The organism is Flavobacterium limicola, assembly GCF_003634755.1.
Lineage (GTDB): Bacteria > Bacteroidota > Bacteroidia > Flavobacteriales > Flavobacteriaceae > Flavobacterium > Flavobacterium limicola.
The window spans coordinates 128,269-153,668 of the sequence record NZ_RBXA01000002.1 but is presented as its reverse complement, the minus strand read 5'-3'; the positions used below and the strand labels follow the sequence as shown (position 1 = coordinate 153,668).

The 25,400-nt window shown below is 30.5% G+C and carries 20 protein-coding genes and 3 tRNA genes; 2 read left to right on the top strand and 21 right to left on the bottom strand.

Going from position 1 to position 25,400, the window contains the following annotated elements; all coding sequences use genetic code 11:
* Positions 1 to 15: 15 nt before the first annotated feature.
* From BC952_RS07980 to BC952_RS07880, 21 genes are all read right to left on the bottom strand, one after another.
* Positions 16 to 2,832, bottom strand: a complete 2,817-nt coding sequence (locus BC952_RS07980; RefSeq protein WP_121365099.1) for a phospholipase D-like domain-containing protein — start codon at positions 2,830 to 2,832, stop codon at positions 16 to 18.
* The gene (locus BC952_RS07975; protein ID WP_121365098.1) at positions 2,832 to 4,409 is read right to left on the bottom strand and encodes a hypothetical protein; all 1,578 of its coding nucleotides are present in this window, start codon (positions 4,407 to 4,409) and stop codon (positions 2,832 to 2,834) included. Before BC952_RS07975 ends, BC952_RS07980 begins: the two co-directional genes overlap by 1 nt.
* Positions 4,410 to 4,469: 60 nt before the next feature.
* Positions 4,470 to 5,180, bottom strand: a complete 711-nt coding sequence (locus tag BC952_RS07970) for a M48 family metallopeptidase (protein ID WP_121365097.1) — start codon at positions 5,178 to 5,180, stop codon at positions 4,470 to 4,472.
* Complete coding sequence (locus BC952_RS07965) at positions 5,180 to 8,401, bottom strand: type I restriction endonuclease subunit R (RefSeq protein ID WP_121365096.1); 3,222 nt, start codon at positions 8,399 to 8,401, stop codon at positions 5,180 to 5,182. Before BC952_RS07965 ends, BC952_RS07970 begins: the two co-directional genes overlap by 1 nt.
* A 107-nt stretch (positions 8,402 to 8,508) precedes the next feature.
* Positions 8,509 to 9,573 (bottom strand): serine/threonine-protein kinase, encoded by a 1,065-nt coding sequence (locus tag BC952_RS07960; RefSeq protein ID WP_121365095.1) that lies wholly within the window; start codon positions 9,571 to 9,573, stop codon positions 8,509 to 8,511.
* Positions 9,573 to 10,028 carry a hypothetical protein gene (locus BC952_RS07955; RefSeq protein ID WP_121365094.1) on the bottom strand — a complete coding sequence of 152 codons (456 nt, stop codon included), beginning with the start codon at positions 10,026 to 10,028 and terminating at the stop codon, positions 9,573 to 9,575. The genes BC952_RS07960 and BC952_RS07955 overlap by 1 nt, the downstream gene beginning before the upstream one ends.
* A gap of 12 nt (positions 10,029 to 10,040) precedes the next feature.
* The gene (locus BC952_RS07950) at positions 10,041 to 11,357 is read right to left on the bottom strand and encodes a nucleotide-binding domain-containing protein (protein ID WP_121365093.1); all 1,317 of its coding nucleotides are present in this window, start codon (positions 11,355 to 11,357) and stop codon (positions 10,041 to 10,043) included.
* A gap of 2 nt (positions 11,358 to 11,359) precedes the next feature.
* Complete coding sequence (locus BC952_RS07945; RefSeq protein WP_121365092.1) at positions 11,360 to 11,878, bottom strand: Pycsar system effector family protein; 519 nt, start codon at positions 11,876 to 11,878, stop codon at positions 11,360 to 11,362.
* 11 nt (positions 11,879 to 11,889) lie between these two features.
* On the bottom strand, positions 11,890 to 13,152 hold the full coding sequence (locus tag BC952_RS07940; RefSeq protein ID WP_121365091.1) for a restriction endonuclease subunit S: 1,263 nt from the start codon (positions 13,150 to 13,152) through the stop codon (positions 11,890 to 11,892).
* Between the two features lie 25 nt (positions 13,153 to 13,177).
* Positions 13,178 to 14,557 carry a Fic family protein gene (locus BC952_RS07935; RefSeq protein WP_121365090.1) on the bottom strand — a complete coding sequence of 460 codons (1,380 nt, stop codon included), beginning with the start codon at positions 14,555 to 14,557 and terminating at the stop codon, positions 13,178 to 13,180.
* A 59-nt stretch (positions 14,558 to 14,616) separates the two neighbouring features.
* On the bottom strand, positions 14,617 to 16,149 hold the full coding sequence (locus BC952_RS07930) for a type I restriction-modification system subunit M (RefSeq protein WP_121365089.1): 1,533 nt from the start codon (positions 16,147 to 16,149) through the stop codon (positions 14,617 to 14,619).
* 20 nt (positions 16,150 to 16,169) lie between these two features.
* Positions 16,170 to 16,388 (bottom strand): hypothetical protein, encoded by a 219-nt coding sequence (locus BC952_RS07925; RefSeq protein WP_208639978.1) that lies wholly within the window; start codon positions 16,386 to 16,388, stop codon positions 16,170 to 16,172.
* A gap of 7 nt (positions 16,389 to 16,395) precedes the next feature.
* Entirely contained in the window at positions 16,396 to 16,953 is a 558-nt protein-coding gene (locus BC952_RS07920) for a restriction endonuclease subunit S (protein WP_121365088.1), read from the bottom strand.
* Between the two features lie 577 nt (positions 16,954 to 17,530).
* Entirely contained in the window at positions 17,531 to 19,114 is a 1,584-nt protein-coding gene (locus tag BC952_RS07915; RefSeq protein ID WP_121365087.1) for a relaxase/mobilization nuclease domain-containing protein, read from the bottom strand.
* Entirely contained in the window at positions 19,104 to 19,445 is a 342-nt protein-coding gene (locus BC952_RS07910) for a plasmid mobilization relaxosome protein MobC (protein ID WP_121365086.1), read from the bottom strand. Before BC952_RS07910 ends, BC952_RS07915 begins: the two co-directional genes overlap by 11 nt.
* A gap of 870 nt (positions 19,446 to 20,315) precedes the next feature.
* Positions 20,316 to 21,479, bottom strand: coding sequence for a VapE domain-containing protein (locus BC952_RS07905; protein ID WP_121365085.1), 1,164 nt, complete (start codon positions 21,477 to 21,479; stop codon positions 20,316 to 20,318).
* 100 nt (positions 21,480 to 21,579) lie between these two features.
* Positions 21,580 to 21,867: a helix-turn-helix domain-containing protein gene (locus BC952_RS07900; RefSeq protein WP_121365529.1), complete on the bottom strand. Its 288-nt coding sequence runs from the start codon at positions 21,865 to 21,867 to the stop codon at positions 21,580 to 21,582.
* A 106-nt stretch (positions 21,868 to 21,973) separates the two neighbouring features.
* The gene (locus BC952_RS07895; RefSeq protein WP_147405269.1) at positions 21,974 to 22,720 is read right to left on the bottom strand and encodes a hypothetical protein; all 747 of its coding nucleotides are present in this window, start codon (positions 22,718 to 22,720) and stop codon (positions 21,974 to 21,976) included.
* Positions 22,721 to 22,869: 149 nt separating this feature from the next.
* Positions 22,870 to 22,943: transfer RNA gene (locus BC952_RS07890), tRNA-Arg, on the bottom strand.
* Between the two features lie 22 nt (positions 22,944 to 22,965).
* A tRNA-Pro gene (locus BC952_RS07885) sits at positions 22,966 to 23,040 on the bottom strand.
* Positions 23,041 to 23,057: 17 nt separating this feature from the next.
* Positions 23,058 to 23,141: transfer RNA gene (locus tag BC952_RS07880), tRNA-Ser, on the bottom strand.
* 229 nt (positions 23,142 to 23,370) lie between these two features.
* Here BC952_RS07880 and BC952_RS07875 point away from each other — a divergent pair.
* Together BC952_RS07875 and BC952_RS07870 are read left to right on the top strand one after the other, a co-directional pair.
* Positions 23,371 to 24,549: an acetyl-CoA C-acyltransferase gene (locus BC952_RS07875; protein ID WP_121365528.1), complete on the top strand. Its 1,179-nt coding sequence runs from the start codon at positions 23,371 to 23,373 to the stop codon at positions 24,547 to 24,549.
* A 73-nt stretch (positions 24,550 to 24,622) separates the two neighbouring features.
* Positions 24,623 to 25,384 (top strand): C40 family peptidase, encoded by a 762-nt coding sequence (locus BC952_RS07870; RefSeq protein WP_121365083.1) that lies wholly within the window; start codon positions 24,623 to 24,625, stop codon positions 25,382 to 25,384.
* Positions 25,385 to 25,400: the final 16 nt, after the last annotated feature.

The window sequence follows — 25,400 nt, the reverse complement described above, 5'->3', positions numbered from 1 at the left end:
ATATTAGAGGAAAAATTAAAAGAAAATTGGTTGACTACCAATGAACACTTCTACAAACCCAAAAACATTTCTTTCTTCGTCATTTACTCCTAAAGGCGTTTCAAGATTAACTAATTTGCTCTTATAAAAATTTGCGATTTTTGAAAAACCATATGTTTTACTAAAAATAATATTATTCTCACTCAAATTATTTAACTCTCTTTTTAAAACTTTCACATCTGAATTATACTGATTTAACCATTTTAAATATTGTTTATATAAATAAATAACATCAATAAAATTTTCAGATTTTACAAATGAATTCAAGTTTAACTTTTCGATGTAATTTTCTAAATCCTTTACGAGCGTTTCAAAATCTTCATTGTTTCCTAGATAATGAAATATATTTAAGAGTAATAACTTTTTAGTGTTTTGGTGACTTGTCGTCCAATTGTAGTTTAAAATAGCAGCAATACTTAATAATTTCAATCTTCTTTTTTTCTCAATCCAAACTGAATTTTCTTTATCGTCTTTGATTTCAATTTGCTTTGTAAGTAGTAATAAATACGAGGCTAAACCATCTTTTAGATAATCATTTATACAAAGATAATTACTTTCGTTACTCCAAAATCTATGTGAAAAATATGAATGTGTCAGTGTTTGACTTGCAGTTTCATCAATATATTTAATTTTTACCGAAATATTGTTTTTCAGAAAATCCTTGATTGGATTTACGCTATTTTCATTTATTGTAAAACTAACCTCGTTTTTAAGATTCCCTACTTGCTTTTCAAGTCTTTGAATTGTAAATTGTTTTTCAATTTTGGATAAAGCATCAATATCTGAATACTGTAATTTTAATAATGATCTATTCTCAAAATAGCTTTCACTTCTCTTTTTCAAAATAATATGAAACCCAATTAAAAGTGCATTTAATTGATGTAATGTAGCTAAACTGTTTGCCTCTGGAAACTTTATAATTTTTAAATGATTTGACTTTTGAGGGTATAATGCATTTGTAATTTTTTCTACTGTTTTTTCAATTTTACATCGAATTCTAACACCGTCATCAAATGGAACATCAATTCTTTTACTTGAAATACTTTTATCTTCATCGTCTAAGCCATCTACACCAGCAGCTAACGCAGCATCTTCTATACTTTCAGAAACATCATCAACTGCATTTGTTTCAAAATTTAAACTATTAAGAAACTCCTCAATCCTAGAAGTTGTATAATTATTAAAACTTTCGTTCCCAATTAAATTAGCACTGTTTTTATTGAATTCTTCTTCTGATATTGCTTCTACATCTTCAATAGCTTCTTCTTCTATTTGATTGCTTTTAACCTGTCTTAAACTTCTGTTTTCACTGAAATCTGACTTTAAAGAAATGAAATCGATCAATTCTTCTAATTCAAAATCTCCGAAAAAGTCAGAATTTAATAATGAATTGAAATGAGCAATTCTAGCATCAGGATTGGTATTTAATAGAAATGCTTTTTGATGAATTAAGGCATAATTAGATATTCTTTCAGATGTACTAAAAACTGCTAATCTAAATGGCTTAACAAGATTATTGTTTTCAATATTTATGATGTTTTTTTCATTTAAACAATCAATATCTTGATTAAAAATATTTAATCCGTTAGCATCTTCAACACAAACATTTACTTTGTAATTAAGTTTATTTTCTGCGTATATAGTTATCTCATTTCCATCAACTTCAACATTCTTTATAAAAGCTAAAAAATTAAATTTTTCATTTTCATTTGATGCAATTTGACCTTTGAAATCATAATCTTGAATTAAATAATTTCCCTTGTTTGGGAAATTTACACCCAATTCTTTAAAGTAATCCTTGGGCTTTTTACTATGTGACAGAATAGATGTTTCGGCATTAATTGAAATATTACCATTTGCACCGAAAGCTTCACTTGTTGCGTTAGCACTACCAAAAACAAAATAGGTTTCGGTTTCATATTCGAATTGAATTGCTTTAGCATGCAATCTATTTTTACTATACTTTTCAACTCTTTTTAAATCATTCCAATCTGAAAACTCAATTTTATATTTATTGTCATATTTATATGGAACAGAACCATACAAAGGATCTACAATACAATGAATTTTATCCGGTTGAACATCTTGAATTAATTTATTTAAAAATGAACCATTTGTATTGTAGTATGGCGATAGTATTTTTATGAATTTTGGTTTCTTTGGTAACCTCTCAACTATTGATTTATAAATACTTTCTTCTTGATATGTAAATAGCATTTCGAAAGTTTCGTCTTTATTTACAACCGTTTTGCTACTATTATCATTATCTAATAAATTATTAAACCAATTTGAATTTTCTTTTATCCAGTTTAATTTTAACAAGTTCGTTCCAAATACAAATGATTCGAGTTTCTTTAAATATGATGCTGTTTCTTTAAAAAATGGCTCTGTTGTTTTATCCGTTTCTGTAATATGAAAACTTCCCCAAATTTCTTCGTTTGAACTTAGCCCGGAACTTGTCAGATTTCCTGAGCCAATTGCTAAAAACCCTTTTGTTTTACCTACTGCTACTAATACTTTTGGGTGAAATGCTCCAATCATTTTGACTGGTGTAATACTATATCCTGCTTTGGCATCTAATAATTCGCTACCTACAAAACTATTTATTTGATTTTCAAATTGGAATGCATCGACATAAATATTAATATTTGTTATACCTGCTTGTCGCAATTTGGGTAAAACTCTTTGCTCAAAAAATATAAAATCGAATGAAAAGCAAGTAATAATACAGCTATGGTATTTTCTTTTATCCCCTCCTAATAAGTCTAAAATATTATGTCTATTAATCATCATTAAAGCGAATTGAAAAGTTCTAAGCCGATTGTTGTTAAGTTTTTTTTATCTTCTTTTATGAGCTGCAATTCCCTTAAAAAATCAATCAATGTATTTAATCTTGGGGAAGAATAAGCATAATCAACATCATCAATAAAACGTATTAAACCATCTTCTCTAATGAATTTTTCTGTTGATTGTGTGTTATTCATTTTCTTAAGTGAAACCCATTGATGCCTAATTATTACATACTTCTTTAAAAAATATTTCACATACTCTTTTAATAATAATCCATCATTACTCTGTAATGTAACTATTGCTGAAAGGAAACTACTATTTGAATTTAAGTTATACTTTTTAGTTAATCGTAAAAGTCTTTCAATGTCCTCATTATTATTGATTATCAACTTTTTAACTAACAAAATATTATACCCTATTTTTTCAATATTATCATTAGTTCGTTTTGTTTCATAGACAACTTCTTCCTCCAATAAATCAATATCAATTAGTTCTTTGAAAGTTTGGTTATTATCAATATAACTTTCACTTTTAAGAAACTCTACTACTTGATTTGCAATTTTATCAATTAGCATTTCTTCGTCAATCCAATTGCCATTACTTTCCTTATTCAGAATTTTTAAAAATGTTGATAAGGAACCGGTACACGCCATATGCCAGAATTGCTCTAACTGATAAAAGTACCATAATGAGAATGTTTCATCAATTTCATCATCAATCAACCCTAGTGAATGATAAGCATCTAATGGTAAAACGTTATCTAAAATAATTTCTTCATCAAGAGTTACCGTTTCCAGTAAAAGTTGAATTGTCTTCTTTCTGAATAAATTAGAATTTTCTAGTTTTGGTTCGTCATTCCCTGTGATTAACTGCCAAATTAAATTATGCTCAACTGTATTTGTTGGGATTTTAAGCATATTGAAAGGAATTGTAAGCTTTTCTAGTTCGGATTGATTAATAACTCCTTTTTTCATTATCTCAACAAACAACAAAGCTATTTCTGAACCTAAATTTTCTTCAAATGCTACTGCTAATTGATGCCCTGATATTTTGTTTTCTATATCAAATTCCGTTCTAATAAAAAATTCACTATTAACATCAAACTCTCGAATTAAATTGAGTTGTTTTAACGAACTGACATAATTTTGTCCAAAAATACCTCTTGGGTTTTTCCAATAGGTACCATCTTTAGAAACCTTATCTTCACCTGTTCCTTCAGTTAAATCAAAAGATTGTTGTGATTTATTATACATTGCCTGCGCTTTAGTAATACCACCAATACCTTGTACACCATTTCTGGCTGCTAATAATGATAAAATAAATTCGGCTCTACGCAAATGGTCAAACTGTTCTTTCTTGCTTGGCTTACTGATGTACTTTGCATAACAATGGAAAAACCAACAGTAAAAAGAATAATATCTAATACGGTCGGTTACATTGTTTAATCCTGGTAATAATAAATCAAAAGTTTTACCACCAGTATTTAAAAGTCCCAAAGGATCCTGCCCAACAATATGAACTAATGGTTCTCCCAAAAATGGTGCTGCTATTTTAACTTTCTCGAATTGTTGAACACTCATATTATTAGTTTATTTTTCATTTCCTATTACATTACAACTCTTTTTTAAAATTAATTAAATTTATGAAAGAGCGTGTTCTAGTTTTTCTTTCCATTTTTCCCAATTAGGAGATAAGAGGTTTTGCAAATCAAAAAAGTTTTTGTTGTGATTATGATGAATCAAATGACATAATTCGTGAATAACAACGTATTCTATGCTTCCTTTCGGAGCTTTTATCAATTCTGTATTTAGTATTATTTTGCCTGATTTAGTGCAACTGCCCCAACGTTTTTGCATTAATCTTATGTCTAAAAAAGGTTTTTCAATTTTAAACTTATTGAATTTTTCTAAAGAACTATCTAACAATTCTTCGAAATGAATGATAGCTTTTTCCTTGTACCATTCGTTTAGTTTTTTTTCTAAATATTCTGGATTGGTTTTTTTAGTTTTCATAATCATTGAACCTCTATAAATCTTTATTTCATTTATTGTATCTTCAATGATTTGCAACTTATATTGTCTTCCTAAATACAAATGTGTTTCACCATTAACATATTTACGTTCTGGCGTATTTGGTCTATAACTACAAAAAAATGCTTGTTGCTTTAATATCCAATTGGCTTTGGATTTTACTTTTGCATTGATGTCAACTAAGCTACTTTCATTAGGCGCAATGACAGTTACCACACCAGTAGGCAATACTTTTATCCCTAATGATTTTCTTGCAGCAAAAGATAGATTATATTCAATGCTTTTGCTGCCATAGTTGACTTGCTGAACAGAATGTAACATTATACGTATTTTAATTTTGCAATTTTAATGACTTCCTCTATTAACTCATCAATTTTCTCAAAGGAGAATTGTGTGTCGTATTGCCGTTGTTTTTCGAAAAGTAAATCATCTAATTTATTTTTCAAATCTTTCTCAATCTCCGTATTGGTTTGCCAATCGATAATTAGGGTGCCGTTTTCATACACAATATTCTTGATGCAATCTTCTACTTCTAGTGCTGTACTTGCCTGTACTTCTTTGGGTTCAGGAGTATTACTGAAACTGTTTTCTAAAATATCAGTTATCAGATTATAAAATGCCACTGCATTTGGTTTTTCACGAATACTTGATGGAACATTATTTTGTTTTCCGGTAAGAAATTGGTTTTCGTATTCTTTGGCTTTTTTCAAGTATAGCGCTTCATCAATGCGGTGCTGATGGTAATCATTTATGGCTTCCCTTATTAGAACCGATAAATTTTTATAGAAGATGGGATCTTCATTCATCTTAACGTTAATGGCTTTTTCTGTACGTGTTGCAATATGATCCGCTTTAGCCGCTTTGCTCGTCATTTTTTCTAATTCGGCTTCTCTTTTTTCTCTATCAAAAATATTTACCAGTTCCGTTATTTTTAACACTTCGCCTTCTGTTGTAATGTGCTTGTCTATTAACTTTTGCACTTGTGGTTCAAAAGCTGCGAAATCCAAATCGTCAAAATATCTTCGCTTCACGTCAACTCTTAATTGCAAGAAAAATTTAGCGTCTTTTTTGTATTTGTCAATGGTTTTTTCGTTTTCAATATCGTTAAATTCAATTGATGCCATTGCTAATTTGAACAAACGTACAAAAGCTGACAGCTTTTCATAAAAAGGATGTCTGATACTCTCATCACTTAATAATTCGGAATAGGCTTCGGCATCGTATTTGTTCTTGATGGTTTTAAAGATGTCCCATAACTCGCTGTGCGCTTGTGGCAACTTCTCTATTTCCTTATTGATATTTATCAGCGTTCCTGTTAATTCTTCGTGTTCAAAGTCACTCAATCCACTATAGGTTTCCAGCGCTTTATCCAGATTTTCCAGATTACCGAAGTAATCAATAATGAATCCATATTCTTTTCCTTCTGACACTCGATTTACCCTAGCAATAGCTTGAAGCAAGGTGTGTTCTTTTAAGCTTCGCGTAATGTATAATACTTGATTATTTGGAGCGTCAAAGCCCGTTAAAAGTTTATCCACCACAATAATTATTTCCGGGTTTTCCTGTTTCTTGAAAGCATTGATTACTGATTTCTCATATACTTTTTGCTTTCCATATTTATCCATCATTGCTTTGTAAAACTTCAACACTACATCTTCATTTTCTTCAAAAGCATCTTCGTAATTTTCTCTTGTATCGGGTGGAGAAATTAATACTTCACAACTTACTTTGCCAATTTCTTTTATGTATTCTCGGTATTTTATAGCTGTAGTTTTATTGGGAGCCACTAATTGTCCTTTAAATCCAGTTCCTTGAATGTTGTCGACAAAATGTTCGCTAATATTCCAAGCTCTAGCATAAATCACCTGATCGGCTTTGTTGAGTTGATTGGTAGAACTGTATTTTCTTTTAAGTGCTGCTTTTCCATAAGGGGTGAGTGGTTCTGAAATCTTGTCGAAGAAAGTATCCAACGGTTTTTCGTTTACATCGATTAAATTGTGTCTTCCTTCGTACAGCAATGGCACCACTGCTTTGTCTTCTACGGCATCTGTAATAGAATAGACATCAATAATGCCGCCGAATTTATTAGCAGTACTTTTTTCTCTCTTCATTAATGGTGTTCCCGTGAACGCAACAAAACAAGCATTCGGGAAAACCTTTTGCATTTTCACATTAAACGTACCATATTGGCTGCGGTGTCCTTCGTCAATCAAGACGAAAATATTAGGAGAAGTAAACCCTTCTTTAGCCTGGTTTATGGCTGCTTCAAATTTGTGAATCAGGGTTGTGATTACGGCATCTTTCGGGCTATTGATAAGATCTACTAAATCTTTTCCTGTAACAGCTTCTATGACATCGACGTGGCATTTTTGGAATGTTTCCGTGATTTGAGTATTTAAATCAATCCTGTCGGTAACCAGAATGATTTTCGGGTTTTTTATTGTTTTTTGGGTTGCAATTAGTTGTGCCAACATTACCATTGTCAGTGATTTTCCACTTCCTTGGGTGTGCCAAATCACACCACCTGTTCGTTTGCCATTAGCATCAGGAGCACTGATTCTTTTGAGTGTTTCCTTGATGGCAAAATATTGTTGGTATCGCGTTATTTTTTTGATTCCATCATCATAGACGATATAATTGAAAATTAAGTCTAACAGTCTTGATTTTTGACATAAACTGAATGTTAATTTATCCTGTTCAGTTATGATTATTTCTTCTTTTTCCAGTTGATTAAAATACTGCAACACATTGCTGAATCGTTGTTTGAAAATGGCAGTTCGTTCCGTATTGGGTAGTTCACTATTTTTTAGTTGTCTTATCGCATCGCCATATTGGATTCCTTCTTCTTTGGTTCTAAAGATCTCTTTCCACACGCTCCAAAACTCTTTTTGTGTAGCTGTGGTGGCAAATCTTGCTTCGTTTACCGCTAATGACATTACGAGGTTGGAATATTGGTATAATGCTCTTATTCCATCTTCTTGTTGGTTGCGCAAATGTTGTGATATGGCTTCATCCACCGGTTTTTTTATCACATTGCTTTTGCATTCTATTACCACCATTGGAATACCATTTACGAACAAAACAATATCCGGGCGATAGGTGTCGTTTCTTTCGCTGCGCAAAACTGCATACTCCTCTGTAACGTGAAAGCTATTATTTTCAATATTTTTCCAATCGATGTACTGAAAAGAGAAACTTTTTTTATCGTTTTGAATTGTTTGTTCCAGGCTTTTACCCAAAGTAATTAAGTCATAAAATGCTTGATTTGCTTTTATAAATCCATCTTGAATTGGTAATTCTCGCAAGGCAATAATTGCCGCATTGATGTTACTTTCTGAAAAAGCAAACTCTTTGTCCTTGTATTGAATGCTGTTTATTTTTTGCAGTTGCTCTTTTAAAATTGGTTCAAGCAATACATTACTGGTTCTGCCTCCCCGTAGTTCCATTGCTTCGTCTGGTGATAAATATTGATACCCCATTTTTATGAGTAATTGCAATGCCGGGATTTGACTGATGTGGTCTTCTATGTAGGATGGTAGCATAACAGTTTTTTTTTATTTTACTTTTTTGGATTATTGAGGGCTACTTGATTTAGAATAGGTTCTTTCTTCTTGAATTCTAATTTTGAGTGAACCTACTTGACTTCTTTTTAGTTTGCATTATCAATAACCCAACTAATGAATTCGTTTTTTAATTTTTCCGTTTCCTTTTGATTAAGATTTTTTTTAGTGAAATCTATTACTTTAGTTATGTTTCCAGATTGATTATTTTTTTTAGTTGAAATCAAATTAAAAGTAGAAGCAGTTGTAGCTACTATCTCAAAATGATATGTATATTTTTTACCTATACCAATTAAATCAGAACGACTATCTGTTGTCCAATATCCTGAAAAATGTAATTTTTCAAGTTTCCTTCTCATTTCAAGAGCAGAAGAATAACGTAAAGATGGGTCTGTATTTAAAGCTTTATTAATAATTGTTTTTAATCGAGAAGGCACGAAAGGTTGGTACTTATTACTATCCGGAATTTTTCCTTGAGCTTTTTTATCATCATAAATAATTTCCCCAAGAGAAATAAATTCATTTTTCAAACTGCTAATACCATTAAGCAACCTATATGCCGTACATCCAACTTGATAAATATCCGAATGAATACTTATTACTGGTGAAGTTCCTGTACTTTCTGGTGCTCTATGAACTATGTATGAGTTTTTTGGAGTAACTGGCAAAACACTAGCGGAAAAACCAGCAATACCATAATCAGCAAGGACAGCATTCGATTGGTCATCCATTAAAATATTCCCTGGCTTAATATCATTGTGATAAAAACCATTGTTGTGTAAGTATTCTAATCCAAATAAAATATCCTGCAAAACTTTTAAAGTTTGAGGTAAAGGAAGAAAATTATGATTGTTCAAATAATTAGTTACATCGCCATTTTTATAATATTCCTGCGAAATAAGAGTAAAAGTTATACCTCCAACTGAAGTTACATCAGCATAATGTATAGGTAACAAGTTTTTATGATTAAATTTATTTCCTATTCTTGCTTCGTCGAGAAGTTTAGCAATTGGCTCATATTTTGGTTCTAAAATTTTCAAGGCAATTTCTTTACTAATGGAATTATCAAACGCTTGCCAAACATCACCAAAATTACCACCTAACTTTTTTATTAGTGTAAACTTATAAATATCATCCCCTATATTGAAAGTCATTATTTTAAATTTTTAATAGAAGCCGCCAACGCATCAGCAATCTGACTATCCCAGTTAACACTTGTTTTTGAAACTTTTGTTTCTACAAAGCCAACGACTTCTTTACCTTTTGTGCCAAGCGATGTATATAAATGTGATGAAAATGGAGTGTTATTCGCTATTGAAACTATTGAAGCTATACAATCCATAAACATAACAGGTTTTACACTACTATATCTTGTCGGAACATTTTCATTTTGCTTAATCGCAAAATGGTCGAATGGTCCATATTTATCAAAAAGTCTTTCGTATTCACTTTTTATCCATTGATAAATCTCAAACTCTGTTTTAAGTGATTTTGGCAAATCTATTTTATTTTCATCATTACAATTAGTAAAAACATAATTTGATTTGTCTCCTTCTAAAATGCAAAATCTAATTTTTGTTGGCGTGTTTCTAATTCCTAATACTTTCATACGTTATTTTTTTTATTGGACAAAAATTGGAAATGTTACTTTTTCAGTTGTCAAATGTCCTCTTAAAATTTTACACTCAATATAATGATGTCCTAAATATGTTGCATCTACAATACATTCTGTTTTATTATCAAAATACTTGTCAAAATCAAGGTTTAAATGTTCAAGATCCTCTGCTTCTTTACCAGAATTTCTTCCGAACCATTCTATACTTTCAAAAGGTGTTTTTATAAATGTTCTATTATCTCTTAAAAGTTTAAAATATATTTTCTTGTCTTTTGGAATTGACTTAGAATTAGGAAAATATCTTTCTCTATTTGTTCCATCTTCGTTAGAGATAAAACATTCAATAACGATTGATTTTTCTTTGATTTCTAATATTTCAGAACCGCTTGTTTTCCATACAAATGGCAATGATGTTAAAAACTCGTTCCAATTAAAAACAAAAAATGGATAAGTAAATTGAGTAGAAATATTATAAACTTTTTCTTTGCTTTCTTGATTTTCAAAATAGGTATAAAAGTCTGATTTTAGATCTAACAGCTTCTTTACATTACCGCCAATTAATATTGAATTATCATACGCTTTGGCTTGTAGTTTAGCAGCCATATCTGTATGCAAACTGGTTGTTGTAAGTTCCTCACAACCTGCTATTCCATAATAAGACCAAAGTACATTGTCATTATCACCATAATCAATACCTGCTCTAATTTTTATTGGTTTTAAATCATATTGTTTCATAATATTAGCTAAATCAACAGATACAAATTGAGTTAAAATTGAAACAGCATTTAAAGCGTTAATTGCAGCATCATTTGGAGTTTTATCTTTTCTAACAAATTGAATAAAAATACCATCACCTTGTAGTCTGTGAATATGTCCGCCAAATTGATTGGCAACTTCAATAGCCAAAGTCAAAAGACTATCTTTAATCAACCGCACTTCAAGTAATGAATATTTTTCAATCAATCTTGTAGATCCTTTTATATCAACAAAAACTGAAACACAATGATGATGAATATAATCTGTTGATTGTAAAGCATCAAAATCGGGATGAGGACCAATTGTGATTTTATCAAACGAATCATTATTATTACCAAAATGTTTTGTCAAAAATGCTTTATCATATTTGAATAATACTTTTGGACCTTCAATTGTGGCAGGCAAATTTGGCATTCCTAATCCAACATGATTTTCAGCAGAAAAATTTTGAGCTTTAAGTAAATTCGAACTAAATGTTCTTTGTTCTTTGATATAATCTGGAGTTACTCTAACTTTTTTAGAAAGAATGTCATCAAAATCCGATAAATAATTTTCAAATAATTTCATAATTAAAAAATTAAAATTGTTGCTAATAAAATTAATAGGACTACAAGTTCGGCATAAACAAATTTCATTGCTATTTCTAAAAACCAATATTTACTTTTTAATCCTTTTGCTAAATAAAAAGCTTGGATTGCCATATCTTCTTCAACGTTTTCATCAGTTTGCTTTAATACAGATTTATGATATTCTTTACCATCTGTAAATTCTGCCACCGAATTAAAGAAAATGTGAGAATGATAGCTATCCTTACTTGAATTTCCTGATAATACAAAAGGATAAACAGCTCTTAAAACAAAAAATGTTGTGCAAATACTTAATATTACTAAAATGATTAAAATAACATTGAGATAAACCATATCACTTTCACAAACAATAAGTTCTTTGAATTTACTGTAATTAGCTATAATTATTCCGCATAAAAATGTATTTATAGCCAATAGAAAATTTCCTTTCGTATTTGCTCCAGTAATGTAATTATCAAATCTTTGAATAATTAATTTAGTTTGATCTCGTTCGTTTGTCATATATTGTTATTTTAAATTTTTACTCTCACTTTCCCCGTCAACAACTGTTGCATTAATCCCTTTTTTTGTAATTGCAAGGTTTGTAGTTTTTGTTGGTATTGGTTGAGTTCTTCTGTTGCTTTGTCGAGAATTATTGCTATTTCATTTTGCTCTTCAATAGATGGATACGGAATATTTAAAGTCGCGAAATCACTAAAACTAATTTGTTTACCGTCACGAATACCATAAATAATAGTATTTAATCGATTGATAAAAGTTTCTGTTTTGAAGTAAACTTTATAGAATTTTTTTGAAATAGGAATGATTTCTTTTAAAATAGTGTACGCTGGACTTACTATCCCTTCATATTCTGAATATTCTATCCCCCCTTGAAACGAACGTAAGCTTATTACATAATCACCAACTTCAACTTTCTTATATGTACCTAATGAATTTTTATCATATTTAATATCAATATTATTCATACTTCTAGGAATTACACCTCTTTCCTGCGTAGCTGAAAGAATTTCCAAATCTCCGTTATGGGTTTTATCTGTATTGTTTCTAAAGATTTTATTTCCTTTCTTTTCGACCCACTTACTTCCCTCAAACCCTTTAACTCTCATTTTACCTGTAAGTAACTTTTGAGTCAGTCCTTTATTTCTAACTTTCAACTCCTCAATAATCTCTTTACAATTATCAATCGCTTCATCCCACGTTGATAATATTGACGCTATTTTTTGTTGTTCTGGGAGTGGAGGGAGTGGGATTTTGAGTTTTTTTAATTCCGAAGGATAAATATGTACAACCGAATTTCCTTGTCCAAAAGTTCGCTTTTGTTTTCTAGAACTATCCATTTCTAAAATATAAGAAATCGTTTCAGAGTTGTTATTATTAGGTTTGAAAATTATTGTATCACCACCAGCATAAGCTATTTCATTACCAATATACACAACCGCTTTTCCAATATCATCAATAGTTTCTCCCGAACCTGCAAATAAAATATCTCCTTTTGAAATTTCTTGGCTTTCATTTGCAACCTCTTCACTTATATATGATTTGAACTCTTTAATTACAAAATGATGTGTTGTATAAATTTCTCCATATCTAATACACGGCAAACCGTTTTCTAAAACTTGTGCCTTTAGTATTCCTTTGCCTTTTGAAAAACTTCCTATTTCCCCCAATTTCTTAACCTCCCAATCACTTGGAATTAAACCAATGGCAGTTTGTTTAAAACCGTTTGGTATTTCAATATTTTGTGCTTGTATTGGCATTGTAACGGTATCGTTCATATTAGTTTAACTTTTTATTAAAAAATTATTGATTTTTCACCGAAGCTTTAATTCTTTCGAATAATCTTGATATCATAGTTGATGTAATGGTGTCAATTTCAGTATCTGTCAATGGTTCGGAGTATAATTTTTTGACAAAATCATTCTGATCGGTATTGTTACCATGATCGTTTATTACATAATTATATTCATTGAAAGTGACGTATAAATCACAATACGAACTAAATGTATTTAAGCCATCATTTTTGAAACCGCTGTAATGCACACTAAGTTTAATGTCATTAACCCTTTCAATATTGCCAGCTACCATTACCTCTAAATCGTCTTTGCGTTTTGTGTGGTCAATTATTTTTTCAAATAAACTGTCAAAATTTTCTAGATGGTCTGCTTTTGGATTCCTTGAATTAATTCCATTTGTTATTCGCTTTTTGGTAAACAAATCGTCAAACTGTCTCACCTGAACTAGTATCTTTTCAAATAATTTTTTAAGACCTCTCTGATAGATTTCAGCAATGGCATAATTCGAAACAGGAAACACTTCGTCACTTTTAACCAATTGTTTTTTCCAAAGTGAGATTTCTTTGTTTATATCGTCAGCTTCGGTAATATCGATACCCTCAACGACATCCAGAACAATTTGTTCAGAACGTTCAATAAGCTTGGCACAATATTCGTAAAACAAGTCTTTTGAGCCACCATAACCCTGAATGTCACTAATGTAATTGTAATAGATTTTGCGGTCGTTTTCATTAATCCAAAAAGGGTTGTATCCTAAAGAAATTAAAATAAGGTTTGTCAGGATACGTGCTGTTCTTCCATTGCCATCATAAAACGGGTGAATGTTTAGATACTCCAAATGAAACTGTAAGGCCACATCGATTGGATGTGGTGCATTTTTCTTATTAGCCTTAATCGCATCGATATCAGCATTGGTTCGGTTTAAAAGGTCATGCATTTTATCCGGTACTTCCGTTGGAGCCACAAAATCATATCTTTCCCCTTTTGTATTGTAAATCATATTAGCATCCTGTTTCCACCGCCCGATTTTATCCTTTTTTGATTCATCCTCCTCGTGCATGATTGCTTTGTGGATATCGCAAATTCTTTTTTCGGAAAGTCTTAATTCTCCTTTGCCAATGCGTAAAATTTCGACAATTACTTGGTCGTGACCTTGCATTTCCAAGATGTCTTTTAGTGGCTTATCATTAACCGTAAGATTACCTACCATTACACTGCGTGTTTCTTCAATGGTAAGTGTATTACCTTCCATACTATTAGAATTAAAATTCCATTCTAGTCTGAATTTGTAATTGATTTTCTTTTTTTGCTCAATAGTCAATTCTCCAAAGGCTGCAACTCTTGCTTTTATAGTATCGATTGTAGCTTTTATGTTTTTATAACTCATATTTTTAATAGTTTAGAGATTGGTTTTCTTTTTTTAATATTCGATAGGTATCAAAAAGACTAGATTAAATTCAACTCTTTCAAGTAGTTTTCCATTTGATTTTCTACTTCGGTTAGTTGTTTTTTTAGTTCGGTAATATTGGTATGCGTGGCTTTGATATCTACTTCTTCCTCTTCCTCAAATGTATCTACATAACGTGGAATATTCAAGTTGTAATCATTTTCTATAATATCAGCAATAGAAGCACGGTAACTGTATTTGTCTTCTGTAACAGTCCCTTTTTCAGTAGATAGCGGTGTAGCAGCTTTGAATGCTTTGAAAGCTCTTACAATATGCTTAATGTCAATTTCTCTTAATTTATTTTGATTTTTTCCACTCTCAAATTCTCTACTGGCATCAATAAACAAAACATCTTTATTTCCTCCTTTTCCTCTGTTGAAAATTAATATGGCTGCTGGAATTCCAGTGCCAAAAAACAGATTTGCAGGTAAACCAATAACGGCTTCCAACAAATTTTCATCAATTAATTTTTTACGAATTTGTCCTTCGCTACTACTACGGAACAATACACCGTGTGGCACAATTACTCCCACTTTACCCACATCTTCATAGGTGGTTTCTATCATGTGACTGATAAAAGCATAATCGCCTTTGCTTTTTGGAGGAACGCCTCTATGGAAACGGTTAAACTGGTCTGATGCTGCAGTATCGGCACCCCATTTGTCAAGCGAAAAAGGGGGATTTGCCACCACAATATTGAACTTCATTAAGTTGTCTTTCTCCAATAGTTTAGGATTGTTGATGGTATCACCCCATTCTATTGTGGCACTGTCCTGTTCGTGCAAAAACATATTCATACGACATAAGGCCCAAGTGCTTCCATTGTTTTCCTGACCATAGAGTGAATAGTTTTTACCTTCTACTTCATTGGCTACCTTTATCAATAAAGATCCCGACCCTGCAGTGGGATCGCATATTCTGTTTCCGGGTTGAGGATCAACTAATTTGGCTAATAAGGTACTTACTTCACCTGGCGTGTAGAACTCGCCTGACTTCTTACCACTTTCCCCAGCAAATTTTGAAATTAGAAACTCGTAGCTATCGCCGATGATATCGTTTCCTTCTAAATGGGAGGGTTGCAAATCAAGAGCGGAAAAATCAACCAGCAAGTTTTTCATAATGGCGTTACGCTGTTTGGTTTGACCAAACACCGTTTCGGAATTAAAAGATATGCTACGGAACACCATAGCTAATTTGGAACGGTTTGCATCCTCTAAAGCCGTTAATCCAATATCGATAATTTCACCGATATTTGGCTCATTACGGTTTTGATACAGGTAATCGAAATTGCTTATTTCAGGCAATATAAAACGCTCTCTTTGTAATTGGCGTTGCACCATTTCTTCATTATCAGGATATTTAAGGCGGTATTGCTCCACTTTGTCTTTCCAAACATCGGAGAGGTATTTAATAAACAATAATGTAAGGATATAATCTTTGTATTGCTCACTTCCCATTACCGGCCGTAAAGTATCACAGGCTTTCCAAACTATATTGTTGATGTCTCTTTGTGTAATTATATTCTCTGCCATAGTCTCTGTTTTTAAAACCTTTACTTTTTATTATTATTTACTAAATCATTTAATGATGCAATATCATTTTTTTCTAAATATGTGCCTAAATGCATATCACTCCTTACATTTAAATCAATGTTATACTTCTGTTCGATAGTCCCGATATGTGTATCGCTTCTTTTTTGTCTTAATTGTCCATCGTCGTTTCTACTTCTTTCCCCTTTCATTCCAGGAGCATCATTTTTTACTTTAGCCATTTTAAATCTATTTTATGATTTTTGAAATTGTTGTTTGAAAAAGTTTTTGTTTTTCTCTGATTAATGCATCTGTAATTTGAATATCCTTAAAATATAATTCTTGTAACGCTACCACTTTTTGTTGTTGTTCCAGTGACAATAAATTTAATGTAAAATCTGCCAGTTCATTTTTGCGAATGGAGGGAATTGTACTTCCGGCACCTGACTGTTGAAAGTGCAATAAATTTTTAGGAAGATTTAAAACCGAAACCAAGTAGGCTGGGATAATTCTAGTTTTATCAGGTCTTAAAACAAAAAAGATAGAAGATGCAATAGCATTTCCAAAATCTTCTTTGTATAATGTGGCAAAAAAACGAAACCCTTTTGCCACAAAAAGCACATCTCCATCTTGTAATATATTAGCCATTGATTTTGGATCTTCTTCTAAAAAGGTATCATTCTCCCCAATATATTGACCAAATTCATTGAAATGTTTGGCTTGAAAATATGGAATAGTCCCGTATTTACTAGGTTGCCCGTAATAACCGAACTGAATATTTGCTATTTCTTTTATCTTAACCTGCATTTGATTATATTTGTAATATTATTCATTTCTGACACAAATGTAAGCAAAATAATGAAATATGAAAATTTATTTAATTGTATAATTATTCAAAAATAATTTTTTTTTATAAAAATGATATAATTTTAGATATTATATTGCTGGTTTTAATAAGGTATTTCACTTCTATACTGTTGCAGTAATTTTGCATTTTGAATAAATTTTAATAAATCTTGGTATTTAGTACCACTAATACCCGTTATCATAGTTATGCCTTCACTATTGAGTTTCTATATACAGAATTATAATTATTATTGAATAGTTTTTTTTAAATACTATATACAATAGTACAAAAAATCAATAGAAGACAATTGAGGAAAACCATAAACGGATGAGTTATTATCTATAAATTATAAGAAAAGAAATAAAAAAGTATAGGGTAAGCAAGAGAAGATCTATATAAAATTATTGGATTGGTGCAATTTCAAAAGTAATTACAGACAAAATTTAATTATATAGCAAAAAAAAGGGGTTCACTTTTATTAAAAAGTCAAACCCTATTATTTTTAACTTAAACACTTTATGAAGAGTGTCTCATAATTTATAACCTCCTTTTCCTTCTAATAAAAGGATTATTTTTTTTGTTCTTTTTATCAACGTCACTAATAGAATCATCATTATAAGTAATTTCAGTTTCTTGGGTTACTATAACATCCGTAAACAGGTCCTTAATTTCATTTGGAATTTGTTTTTCTGGAATACTATCTTTTATGGTATTTAGGTTCACTATTTCAAATTTTAATTTTTCAATTCTAGGAAAATTATTAATAGCGATTGCTCTACAGTATTCAAATTTTAATGTATCCGATTTTGATAAATCATTGAAATTCAAATCTAAAGATTTCTTAATTAATTGTATGGTTTCAGGTTCTAGATAATCAACATTTTTTCTGAACAATACAAAATCTTTTGGTGAACTATTTTTATAATCAGAAATATATAAATTATTGTTGTCCAATAATACATTAAACCCCAACTCTATTAAATTACTTATTTCATCAACTTTTTTTGCAGGATTTAAAATATTGTTTCTATATTTTTTATAAAGTGTTACAGTACTATTTTTTTGTTTTTTTTTAGTATTAATACCAAATAATGCAGTTAGATTTTTTGCATTATAATTTTCACCAATGTTCTCTCCAGAATATTTATACCCTGTTTCTATATTAGTAAAAGAAACACCAACTAAATTATTATTACTGTCTTTTTGATAGTTAAACTGAAATCCTTTTTCATTTAAATTTTCAGCAAAATCTTCGACTGTAATTTTGTCATAATTAGTAAAAACTTTATTAATGACATCCTGAATAATTCTTTTTTTCAATTTATGATATTCTTTATTACTTTTAAAAAACACTTCCAAATTTTGGACTGTTGGTTTTAAATACAACGAACTTGCTTTTATACCTTTTTGTTGTTGTTTAAAGTCTTTATTTAAATCATTAAAAATTATTCCTTCATAGGTAACAGGTTTCCCTTCTATTTCATTTATTCCAGAAATATGACTAATATCTAAACTGTTTAGATTTAAATAATCTTGAAATTCTTTATACGTTTGCACCCTGTAGGTCTTTAACGCAAATTTCAAATGAAAATTTAATTTATCTTTTAAATTTGTATTAATCTGTATTTTTTCATCAATTACAGTTTTTGCAATATTTTTCGTTGAGCTAATTTGAGTTAAATTATATTTTATTTCCAATCCTCTAGTTATTTCCTGGCTTTGTCTATAATCGTTAGCTTTTGAAACGCATTTTCCATTTACGTCTATTTTACTAGTTACTACGTGCACGTGAGGGTGCAGTGTGTCTTCATGCTTGTAAACTATATAAGGGTGATCTTCATCAAATCCTACTCCTAATAAATATTCTTTCGCTATGTTTCTTAATAAATCATCGTCGATAACATTAATATCGTTTTGTGTAAAATTCAAAGAAACGTGAAAAAATTTATCTTTTCTATTACTATTATTTCCATAAATTGATATCATAGATTCTGCTATTTTTACATTGTCCATGAAAATATTTCCTACTGCTAAAACAGACGCTTCTCCTTTATCAATTTTTTTTTGATTATATTCTAGTAATTGTTTTAAAAAACTTCCTTGAGTTATATTAGCTATCATGTAATATTTTTTTTTGAATTACATCCATTAAATAAATCATTTTTTGAATATCACTATTAGATAATTCCTTAATCGAATTTGCTTTTTTTACTATCTGATTCAAATTAATTCCAATTTTATTTAATTCCTGGTTATATTTTGGATCTTTATCAGTACTAATATTTATGGAATTATTTAAAATCGCCTGTAAAATAATGTCCTTTAAAATCTTATTTGAATACAAAGACTTGCTTTTTATCAAATTAAATTCTTCTAAATTGAAGTTTAATTTCATTCTGTACTTTAATTTTAGATCTTCTTCTTTCCTGGGTGCTCCTCCTTTAAATGTCATATAAATATAGTTTAGTGTTAAAAAAATTCGAGTTTACGTGGGATTTTAAATTCTTGGCTTCTTAAAGGCCCAAAAAAAGTACCTTGCTATGTTTTTTTTTTGAACATAATTATTTTGAAATTATTTATTTGTATTTGTATAAATGTAAATGTGTAAATGTGTAAATGTGTAAATGTGTAAATGTGTAAATGTGTAAATGTGTAAATGTGTAAATGTGTAAATGTGTAAATGTGTAAATGTGTAAATGTGTAAATGTGTAAATGTGTAAATGTGTAAATAAGTTAATTAATAAATTAATTAACTTATTTACACATTTAATAAATAACTAATTATTTAATTATTTATTAAATGTGCTTTTTAAAACACACTTCTTCTATCACAAGAAAATCAAGGTCAATTTTCTTAAAGGAAAAAAAGAATAGTTAATTGTTCTTTTAATGATTAATAGGAACTTTACTTTTGTGATTGCAAATGATTCGTCGTTAATAATAGTATGGGCATTATATAGGCTTAGCTGTTTCGAAATAATCTCATTTAACTTTTTCATTGTTTTTAATTTTGTGGGGTTAACTTTTAATTTAACTTCAGAAGTAAAAAATTAATTTGTTTTTTTATATTTCTTCATACCTAGTTACCTGGCCTAGTAATAGCAAGGGAAGTAAGTTATTTTCATGTTTTTTTTTATCTTACCTAACTTACCTAACAAAATATTTATAGTTTCTATTATTTTTACTTTAACTCTTTAGGTAAGTTAGGTAACTATAGGTAAGAACATTTTTATATTAAGTTACCTAGAAAAATCCTAGTATTTGAAGGACTTCAGAATATTCAAGGTAACTATGTAAGAAGGAATCATCTTTTTCTATTTTTTTAATTTGAATCGTATAATGGCAAAGAAGTAACCATATAACCATATACTTGCCTTTCCTTATCTTTAATTCGCTCAAATCCTAGTGAAATCATTGCTTTACCAATAGAAATATGATTTAATCGCTGGTATTTAACTGATAAATGATGCATTATATCACTTGATGTCATAAATTGGTTATTGGTGTCATTTTCAGGAATTTTTAAATACTTACTTATTACTTCATGTTCCACAGAAAGTGTTGTGTATTTTGAGTTGCGTTTTTCGTTTTCCTGAACATCTTTAAAAGACAATTCACAATCGAAATCACTATTCGCTAAAGCGTATGCTTGTGCCCAAACTTTATTAATGTCAATTTCTGTTTTATAAGCAAAATTTATGGGAGAGGTTAATTCGAAACACAACCACCTTACAGATCCTGTTTCATCGTTGAGGAACGTAGCCATATTTGTGCTTCCAATAAATGAGCATACACGAGGCAAAATACTGTTTTTACGGTCATAAGGAAGGCGCTCGTTTATTGACGTTTTTGAAAAATATGATTTTAACTGATTAATCTCTTTTTTTGAAAGTACGGCGAGTTCGTCTAGGTTTATCAAAAAATTCTTTGCTAATAAAATACGTGCATCTTTATCATTAGAGAGATCTTCCGCAATGTAGTTTGCTAAAGCCGGAGGACACATAAAACGGCAAAACGTACTTTTTCCGCTACTTTGCCCTTTATGAACGAGTACAAAAGCTTGTTTATTGAAATAATCATCTTTAAAAACGCATTTTACGGTTCTAACACACCATTTTAAAAAATGATACTCAAACTGATTTTTATCATAAATAGAAACATAACTTGCCAACTTTTGTATATGATTTTGACCATCCCAAGGTGACAAAGACAGGAAAAAATCTTTAATAGGGTTGTAATCATTTACATATCCACTTCGCAATATCGCCAGCAAATTATTTATAGATATCTTAATACCTCTTTTTTGCAACTCAATATATAATGAACTTTCATTAAATGATTTATATTGAATTTCTTTTTTTGATTTACACTCAATCTCGAGAGCAATTTCATTATATCGAAAGTCATATCTTTTAGACAAATAATTTTCGGTTAAATCAAAGATATTTGGTACAAATTCCTTTTTTTCTTCTTCTGGATTTTCCATGTTTACACAATAGGTATTAATTGTGTATATTTGCGTACACAATAGATTAAATGAATAAATAGCACACAATAATCATAGTCGTTATCTATGTTTATTGTGTTTATTTTTTCCAATGGTTTTGTTGTGTTGAATTTTCGTCCAAATTAGTTTCACTAGGATTGCGTAGTAAGAAAGCTTCAAGATCTTCTTTTTTGAAGTAAATCAATTTTCCTAGAGGTTTAAAGAACCTAATTTTTTTATCGGAAGTTAATTTATAAAGGTATGAGGGCTTTAACCCTAAAAATTCAGCAGCTTCTTCTGTAGAAAGAATAGTCTTTACTGCAAGACTTAATTTTGAAATACTATTCTCTATATTGAATAGTTTTTCTTCGATTTGTAAATTACTCATAAACATTATTTTTTATGCATTCCTTTACTTAGGAATGCACTACAAAGGAATGTATAAGAAATGCGGGGTGAAATAAGACGTAAAGACTTACGGCTTTAAAACGACTTTAGTTATTTTTCATCCAAGCCCCAATGTTATCAGGTTTTAAAGGATTTTCTTTTATATCGTGATCAAATTCATTGAAGTCAAAATATTTGTTTACAAATAGACAAACTTCTTTTCTTTCAATTTTTATTAATTGATTTTGGAATAATCTATTTAGAAAAGTCAAAAGCATTTGTCTATCTTTTTTTTTTGTTTTTACGACTGGTTTCCAAATAATTTTTTGAGTTGGTTCTTTCAATTGCAATAAGTCTTTGAATTGTGATAATTCAATTTCAAAATAATTCGATTTCAAAGCAAAGTCAAATTCTTTTGAAATTAAATTATCATCCTTTATGGAACTTGCTTGAAGCTCATTTAAAATCTTCTCGTAAGTAGGTATGATGTTTAAGTCTTTATAATAATCGTTTTTAATAGCTTTATTAGGAAGTAAGCGAAGCAAAAGCATAAGAATTATACCAGTAATAAAAAAAAAACTATTAATATAATAATCTGCATTAGCAAAAAAAAAGTATTCTTTATTATATGATTTAATACTAGTAATTGAGAAAATGTATGAAATTACAAAAAATGCAAAATACCAAGTTTTCATTACAGCTATTCTATTAATAGATTTTGAGTTTATTTCTGTTTTGTCTCCAAAAGATTTCTCAATTATTACATCAGTAATTTTAGAAGTATTCAAATATATTACTGTTTCATAAAGTAGAAACATACTAAGCACTATTTTATAAATAAGATTTATATCCATATTTGAGATTTTAAAACTCAAACATAAGAAAAAATAATTATAATTAATGTTCTTTTTATTTCCCTTAACTGTCGAAAGATGTTCGGCAAATGTTCGACACAGGACACAAAAAAAGCCCTTACATAAATGCAAGGACTTGATTATCAAAGTGAAGGCAGAAGGATTCGAACCTTCGACCGCCTGCTTAGAAGGCAGGTGCTCTATCCAGCTGAGCTATGCCTCCATTGCTCATGAAAAAAATATAGTCGGGGTGGCAGGATTCGAACCTGCGGCCTCCTGCTCCCAAAGCAGGCGCGATAACCGAGCTACGCTACACCCCGAGAAACAAAATATAAAGCGGAGGGACAGGGACTCGAACCCTGGCACCGATTACTCGATGACAGTTTAGCAAACTGCTCCATTACCACTCTGGCACCCCTCCAAGCTCAAGGAAACGTGTCCTGTTTTGCGGTTGCAAATTTAAGACATCTTTAGACTTCTCACAAGTATTTGAGGGCTTTTTTTTAATATTTTTTATCATTTATATAAAAACACTTCACAATCAAACATATAGATTAAAAATAAATTTTAAAAAAGATAATCTCAACATCAAAATATGAAATTGTATAAAAAAGATTAAATTTGCTACATAAACCAACATTATGAAAGTCATGAACAAAAGAGTTGTTATCGTTTCTGCCGTTAGAACACCTATCGGAAGTTTTATGGGGGGATTATCTACAGTTACTGCTCCAAAATTGGGTGCAGTAGCTATAAAAGGTGCTTTGGACAAAATAAAATTAGATCCAAATTTAATTGATGAAGTATATATGGGTAACGTAGTTCAAGCTGGCGTAGGACAAGCTCCTGCTCGTCAAGCAGCTATATTTGCAGGTTTACCTAATACAGTTGCTTGCACCACAATAAATAAAGTTTGTGCTTCAGGAATGAAAGCTGTTATGTTGGGGGCGCAAGCTATTCAATGTGGCGATGCCGAAATTGTAGTTGCTGGTGGAATGGAAAACATGAGTTTGATTCCACATTACATGAACTTAAGAAATGGAACAAAATTTGGTCCAGCAACCATGATAGACGGAATGCAGAAAGACGGACTGACTGATGCTTACGATAACAGCGCTATGGGAGTGTGTGCTGATCTATGTGCTGCAGAATACAACTTTACTCGTGAAGACCAAGATAACTACGCAATTCAATCCTATGAGCGTAGCGCGAAAGCTTGGGATGCTGGAAAATTTGACAATGAAATTGTTGCTGTTCCTGTTCCACAAAGAAAAGGAGATCCCATCATAGTTTCTAAAGACGAAGAATTTACAAACGTAAAATTGGATAAAATACCAGCATTGAATGCTGTATTCACAAAAGACGGTACTGTAACTGCCGCCAACGCATCTACAATAAATGATGGCGCAGCAGCCGTGGTATTAATGAGCGAAGAAAAAGCTTTAGCTCTAGGCCTAAAACCGCTGGCATACATTAAAGGTTATGCTGATGCAGCACAAGAACCAAAATGGTTTACTACAAGCCCTTCAAAAGCAATTCCAAAAGCATTAGAAAAAGCAGGAATAGCAATTAGTGATGTTGATTATTTTGAATTCAATGAAGCTTTTGCAGTAGTAGGCTTGGCTAATTCTAAAATTTTAGGTTTAGATGACAGGAAAGTAAATGTAAATGGTGGCGCAGTATCTTTAGGGCATCCCCTTGGTTGTTCCGGAGTAAGAATTATTGTTACATTAATCAACGTTTTAGAACAAAATAACGGAACTATCGGTGCAGCTGCAATTTGCAATGGTGGTGGTGGTGCCTCGGCAATTGTTATTGAAAAAGCATAACTAATACTAAATTTAATGAGTTATAGGTTTTCGAACTTATAACTCATTTTTCTTAACTCCTAAATCAACCTAAATGTTTGGAATTTGTAATCTAGCAATGATCCCACTCCGCTTTGAACCTAGTGACAAAAGTGAAATTGTTTCTCAAGTTTTATTTGGGGAACATTTTGAAATTTTAGAACAACTCAAGCAATGGTCATACATCAGAATGCAATATGATGATTATGAAGGCTGGATAGACTCTAAACAATTACAACCGATTTCAGAGTCCAGCTTTAAGCAATTGTCGTCAGAAGCTATCATTTTAAATTCAGATTTGATTGAATATGTTACTGCTCCAAACAACTTATTGATACCTATTCCTCTTGGGTCTTCATTAGCATTTATCAATCACAATGAGATAAATATTGCTAATTTTGATTTTGAAGGAATTAAAACCAGTGGTGAAAAAGCTAAAACCAACTTAATCAATACAGCCTTTATGTATCTAAATGCTCCTTATTTGTGGGGAGGAAAAACACCTTTTGGTATTGATTGTTCCGGATTCACTCAAATGGTATATAAGCTAAATGGCTATAAATTACTCAGAGATGCTTCGCAGCAGTCAACACAAGGAGAAGCATTAAGTTTTATAGAAGAAAGCGAACCTGGAGACTTAGCTTTTTTTGACAATGACGAAGGTAGCATTATACATGTAGGAATTATAATGGCCGACAATTATATCATTCATGCCAGTGGAAAGGTTCGAATTGACAGATTAGATCATCTTGGGATTTACAATGCCGAAATAAACAAACACACTCATAAACTCAGAGTGATAAAAAAAATTATTTAAATCGGCATCGTTATTA

Excerpts from the sequence above, each read along its gene's own strand:
- BC952_RS07925 (WP_208639978.1), bottom strand. The coding sequence starts at position 16,388 with ATGGCTAAAGTAAAAAATGATGCTCCTGGAATGAAAGGGGAAAGAAGT.
- BC952_RS07870 (WP_121365083.1), top strand. The coding sequence starts at position 24,623 with ATGTTTGGAATTTGTAATCTAGCAATGATCCCACTCCGCTTTGAACCT.
- BC952_RS07955 (WP_121365094.1), bottom strand. The coding sequence starts at position 10,028 with ATGAAAGTATTAGGAATTAGAAACACGCCAACAAAAATTAGATTTTGC.
- BC952_RS07940 (WP_121365091.1), bottom strand. The coding sequence starts at position 13,152 with ATGAACGATACCGTTACAATGCCAATACAAGCACAAAATATTGAAATA.
- BC952_RS07970 (WP_121365097.1), bottom strand. The coding sequence starts at position 5,180 with ATGTTACATTCTGTTCAGCAAGTCAACTATGGCAGCAAAAGCATTGAA.
- BC952_RS07945 (WP_121365092.1), bottom strand. The coding sequence starts at position 11,878 with ATGACAAACGAACGAGATCAAACTAAATTAATTATTCAAAGATTTGAT.
- BC952_RS07920 (WP_121365088.1), bottom strand. The coding sequence starts at position 16,953 with ATGCAGGTTAAGATAAAAGAAATAGCAAATATTCAGTTCGGTTATTAC.
- BC952_RS07960 (WP_121365095.1), bottom strand. The coding sequence starts at position 9,573 with ATGACTTTCAATATAGGGGATGATATTTATAAGTTTACACTAATAAAA.
- BC952_RS07900 (WP_121365529.1), bottom strand. The coding sequence starts at position 21,867 with ATGAGTAATTTACAAATCGAAGAAAAACTATTCAATATAGAGAATAGT.
- BC952_RS07980 (WP_121365099.1), bottom strand. The coding sequence starts at position 2,832 with ATGATGATTAATAGACATAATATTTTAGACTTATTAGGAGGGGATAAA.
- BC952_RS07950 (WP_121365093.1), bottom strand. The coding sequence starts at position 11,357 with ATGAAATTATTTGAAAATTATTTATCGGATTTTGATGACATTCTTTCT.
- BC952_RS07915 (WP_121365087.1), bottom strand. The coding sequence starts at position 19,114 with ATGATAGCTAATATAACTCAAGGAAGTTTTTTAAAACAATTACTAGAA.
- BC952_RS07875 (WP_121365528.1), top strand. The coding sequence starts at position 23,371 with ATGAACAAAAGAGTTGTTATCGTTTCTGCCGTTAGAACACCTATCGGA.
- BC952_RS07975 (WP_121365098.1), bottom strand. The coding sequence starts at position 4,409 with ATGAGTGTTCAACAATTCGAGAAAGTTAAAATAGCAGCACCATTTTTG.
- BC952_RS07905 (WP_121365085.1), bottom strand. The coding sequence starts at position 21,479 with ATGGAAAATCCAGAAGAAGAAAAAAAGGAATTTGTACCAAATATCTTT.
- BC952_RS07930 (WP_121365089.1), bottom strand. The coding sequence starts at position 16,149 with ATGGCAGAGAATATAATTACACAAAGAGACATCAACAATATAGTTTGG.
- BC952_RS07935 (WP_121365090.1), bottom strand. The coding sequence starts at position 14,557 with ATGAGTTATAAAAACATAAAAGCTACAATCGATACTATAAAAGCAAGA.
- BC952_RS07895 (WP_147405269.1), bottom strand. The coding sequence starts at position 22,720 with ATGGATATAAATCTTATTTATAAAATAGTGCTTAGTATGTTTCTACTT.
- BC952_RS07965 (WP_121365096.1), bottom strand. The coding sequence starts at position 8,401 with ATGCTACCATCCTACATAGAAGACCACATCAGTCAAATCCCGGCATTG.
- BC952_RS07910 (WP_121365086.1), bottom strand. The coding sequence starts at position 19,445 with ATGACATTTAAAGGAGGAGCACCCAGGAAAGAAGAAGATCTAAAATTA.